Genomic DNA, 3216 nt, shown 5'->3' with positions numbered 1-3216 from the left:
CCGTGAGGGTTGGGATCCGCTCGATGGTGCCGGCCTTACGGGCGTCGAACCATACGCGGATGGACGACTTCTGAGGGGGGTCCCCAAGCAAGGATGCGGACCCGATAGTGATCAGTGAGACCGGGACTAGAGCTTCTCCGAACACCCTCCCATCGACGGTTGCTGACGTTACATACGACGCCATTATCACATCGCCGTTCTCCACGATGACAACATCTCCCACTCCCACATTCGGGTATAGTCCGTCGAGGTAAATGTCAGCAGTGTCTCCGCTGTAGAAATACGCTTGGTCCTCCAGCCTATCGAGACCAGCTACGACGACATCACGCCGAGATCGACCGATGTTCCGGAGACACCGTCAACGAGAGCATCAACGAAACCACCAGTCGCGTAGCCTAGCCCACCGTCGACTACTTCCCCTACGACTGCGGCGTTCAGCCCATCCTGATGTTGTACAAAAGCACGAAAGCCCTCGATGAGATTCGAATTCTCTAGTAGAATCCCAAAGTCGACGCTGAAGACATCGTGCACACTCCACTCCGCCTGCTGCGACGACACAAGGGCGCCCTCGAAGACTTCGCTTTGTGCACCAAATTGTGGCACGGCCGATGGTTTCTGGGATGTCACAGGTCGAGCAGCCAAGACATTGACGCTCGCCCCGGTGCCAACGAATTGCGCACTTAGAGTGTGAGCACCGTCACGCGTGCGATAGTCGAGCGCTCCTGTGACTGTATTGAAGATCACTGAAAAATCTAGCATGTGTCGACTCCTGTGCTGTCTCTCAAAGACTCGGCGTGGTAGCGTTGAGCCAAATGGACGGCGGATACACTCGGTTGTTGTGGACGGTACTTGCCCTCGCCACTGCAAGTTGCGCCCCGGACGGAAGCTCGGACTCTGATGTCGACTGTGCCCCCGGGTCCATCAATTGTGAATGCAGCATGGGTGAATGTCTCGGCGATCTCGTTTGTGAGGGAGGTGTCTGTGTAGTCGACGGAGGAACGACCTCGTCGGGCGACGGCGATGGCGACTCGGGCGATGGCGATGGCGACTCGGGCGACGGCGATGGCGATGGCGACTCGGGAGATGGCGATGGCGACTCGGGCGACGGCGACGGCGACGGCGACTCGGGCGATGGCGACTCGGGCGATGGTGATGGCGACAGCTGCGAGCCAAATGAACTACTTTGCGATGGGTTTTGCGTCGACCCAACGAGCGATCCTGAAAACTGTGGAATGTGCGGTCATATCTGCGAAATCAAGAACGACATCGGCGGTTGCAGCGAGAGTGTCTGCGAGCCGACCCTCAGCGAATGTATCCACACGGAGGACCCTCCAGTGAGTTGCAATGACGTTTGCGCCGGGGAGGGCAAATTGTGTATTGCACAAGGATGTGGCGGGGGAGCAACATTTTATCCGTATGGCTCACTCAACATTTGTGAAATGTTCATTGGGGCGGGACAAAGCAGTCCATGTACAGACCCCACGGTTCTGGCCGCTGGCTACTACCGCTGCTGCTGCGGCGAGCCCTAGCATCAAACCACCTCCCGCACACGAACCACCACGGTCCCCCGCTCCGGCCAGCGGGGGTCGTTCACCACCCGCAAGATCTGCCCACTCCCAAGCTCGAACAGCCCCTCGCTAAATTTCCGCCGCCCGGTCTTCTCCCGGGCGCGCAGGTCGATGTTCTCCACCGCCCGCACGCCCGGGATCCGCTGGATCGCCGCCTCCAGCGAGCTGCGGCGCAGCGGCGTTCCGAACGTAAAATTATCCGGCGCAAAGAACCCACCGCGCCCGGTCAGGGCCGCGAGCACGGCCGCTTCGACCTGCCCTGCATAGAAGCCACCGCGCAGGCAGACCTCGATCCACAGGTCCAGGTCGATATAATCGGGCGACTCCAGCACATGCACGTCGCGCCCGACCTGGTGCACGCAGTCCATTGTGTCCTCGAGCTCCGCGTGTTGATCCGCGGTCATCGTAAAGGCACCCTTTGGATCCGCCGCCACAAACACGGTCAACCAGCTCCCGGTCCAACGAAAGCTCGCGTTGGCGCGCTGCACCCACTCGAGCCGCTCGGCGAGCCGCTCATAGTCGGCCGGCGTGACCGCGCTGAGTGTATCGTGCCGAAAGGCCACGGGCGCGAGAAACTTCGCCCGCTGCATGGTCTCGGGTTCGGCCCCGGACGTGACGAACGCCGCTACGACGGCGGACCAGCGGATCAACTCGCTCGCTCGCAACGCCACCCCGAAGCGTGCCAACAGGCAAGCGCAGGCAGCGAGCATCCCTGTGACGGTCCACAGCGCCAGCGCCACGATCCCGGGCTCCGCCACTACCACGCCGAGCAGGCAGAACGCCGAGGCGCCCGCAGCTTGCCATGGTCGAAGCCAATCGACGTCGGCTTCCGATACTCGCGTGGCCCACCTCTTGGCAAGCCTGATCACCAGCATCAAGCAGACGACATAGGCCACCGGGACGACGGTGAGGATGGATCCAGCGATCTCCTCCGAAACTGGGCCGCAGCCTGCGGTCAAGCACAGACCACAGACGAACCACAGCTTCCGAGCTCGGCTGGTTGACGGCCTCCGCACGGAGAAACTCTACTTCCCAACGCGGGGTGTTGGGTCCCGTGGGCCCGATGGAACGGTGTTCGACCCTGTGCTCGTTTAGGTGCAACAGCACGACCGCCGCCGCTGTCGACGCCGAGTCAGTTCGATCCTGTCAGATATATCCCTGAAGTGTCAAAGGCCTCGCCGGCCGACGAGCACGCCAAGCGTGGGGTGGCGCGATGTTCACGCATCCTGCGACCACACATTGGATGTCTTATCCGCCGACCGCGTCTTCACCGTTTCGTCCCATTCCCATCGTGCCTTCGCCTTGACCACGCCGCCGTAGTGGGTCGCCTCGACCTCGAAGTCGGCGAGCGAGACGAGGCGGCCGAGCACGCGCAGGCTCTGAATTGCCTGCTCGCGGGCTTGCTCTTCGGTGGGCGGGTCTTCGCCGCCGCTGGCTGCGATGGGGTTGGAGACCTTGGTCACGCCGGCGATCGGGCGGACCAGCTTGGTGATCGTGTTGGCCTCGACGTTGCCGCCGGTGCCGAAACGGTAGGTGGCGACGATGTTGTTGGAGCCGCTCGGGAGCCGCTTGCCGAGCTCGCCGTCGCCGAACTGGGTTTGGTGGTCGGCGTCGTGGCGGATGACGTAGATCTCGTCAGCTGGGGTGG

The 3216-nt window shown here is 62.2% G+C and carries 5 protein-coding genes; 1 reads left to right on the top strand and 4 read right to left on the bottom strand.

Going from position 1 to position 3216, the window contains the following annotated elements; translation table 11 throughout:
- Together DB30_RS42085 and DB30_RS40465 are read right to left on the bottom strand one after the other, a co-directional pair.
- On the bottom strand, nt 1-205 hold a 205-nt coding region (locus DB30_RS42085; protein ID WP_205633201.1), incomplete at its 3' end, for a hypothetical protein.
- A 107-nt stretch (nt 206-312) separates the two neighbouring features.
- Nucleotides 313-759, bottom strand: a complete 447-nt coding sequence (locus DB30_RS40465; protein ID WP_165704183.1) for an SDR family oxidoreductase — start codon at nt 757-759, stop codon at nt 313-315.
- A 179-nt stretch (nt 760-938) separates the two neighbouring features.
- Here DB30_RS40465 and DB30_RS40460 point away from each other — a divergent pair, with 179 nt between their 5' ends.
- Complete coding sequence (locus DB30_RS40460) at nt 939-1529, top strand: hypothetical protein (protein WP_052559447.1); 591 nt, start codon at nt 939-941, stop codon at nt 1527-1529.
- A gap of 2 nt (nt 1530-1531) precedes the next feature.
- Here DB30_RS40460 and DB30_RS40455 read toward each other — a convergent pair whose 3' ends face one another.
- On the bottom strand, nt 1532-2326 hold the full coding sequence (locus tag DB30_RS40455; protein ID WP_146662910.1) for a baseplate J/gp47 family protein: 795 nt from the start codon (nt 2324-2326) through the stop codon (nt 1532-1534).
- A gap of 459 nt (nt 2327-2785) precedes the next feature.
- Nucleotides 2786-3216: baseplate J/gp47 family protein (locus DB30_RS40450; RefSeq protein ID WP_205633200.1), on the bottom strand; the 431-nt coding region annotated here is incomplete at its 5' end.

The sequence above is a fragment of the Enhygromyxa salina genome (assembly GCF_000737335.2).
Lineage (GTDB): Bacteria > Myxococcota_A > Polyangia > Nannocystales > Nannocystaceae > Plesiocystis > Plesiocystis salina_C.
Note: the sequence above shows the minus strand (reverse complement) of the source record. Positions and strands in the feature narration are given on the sequence as shown.

Excerpts from the sequence above, each read along its gene's own strand:
- DB30_RS40465 (WP_165704183.1), bottom strand. The coding sequence starts at position 759 with ATGCTAGATTTTTCAGTGATCTTCAATACAGTCACAGGAGCGCTCGAC.
- DB30_RS40460 (WP_052559447.1), top strand. The coding sequence starts at position 939 with ATGGGTGAATGTCTCGGCGATCTCGTTTGTGAGGGAGGTGTCTGTGTA.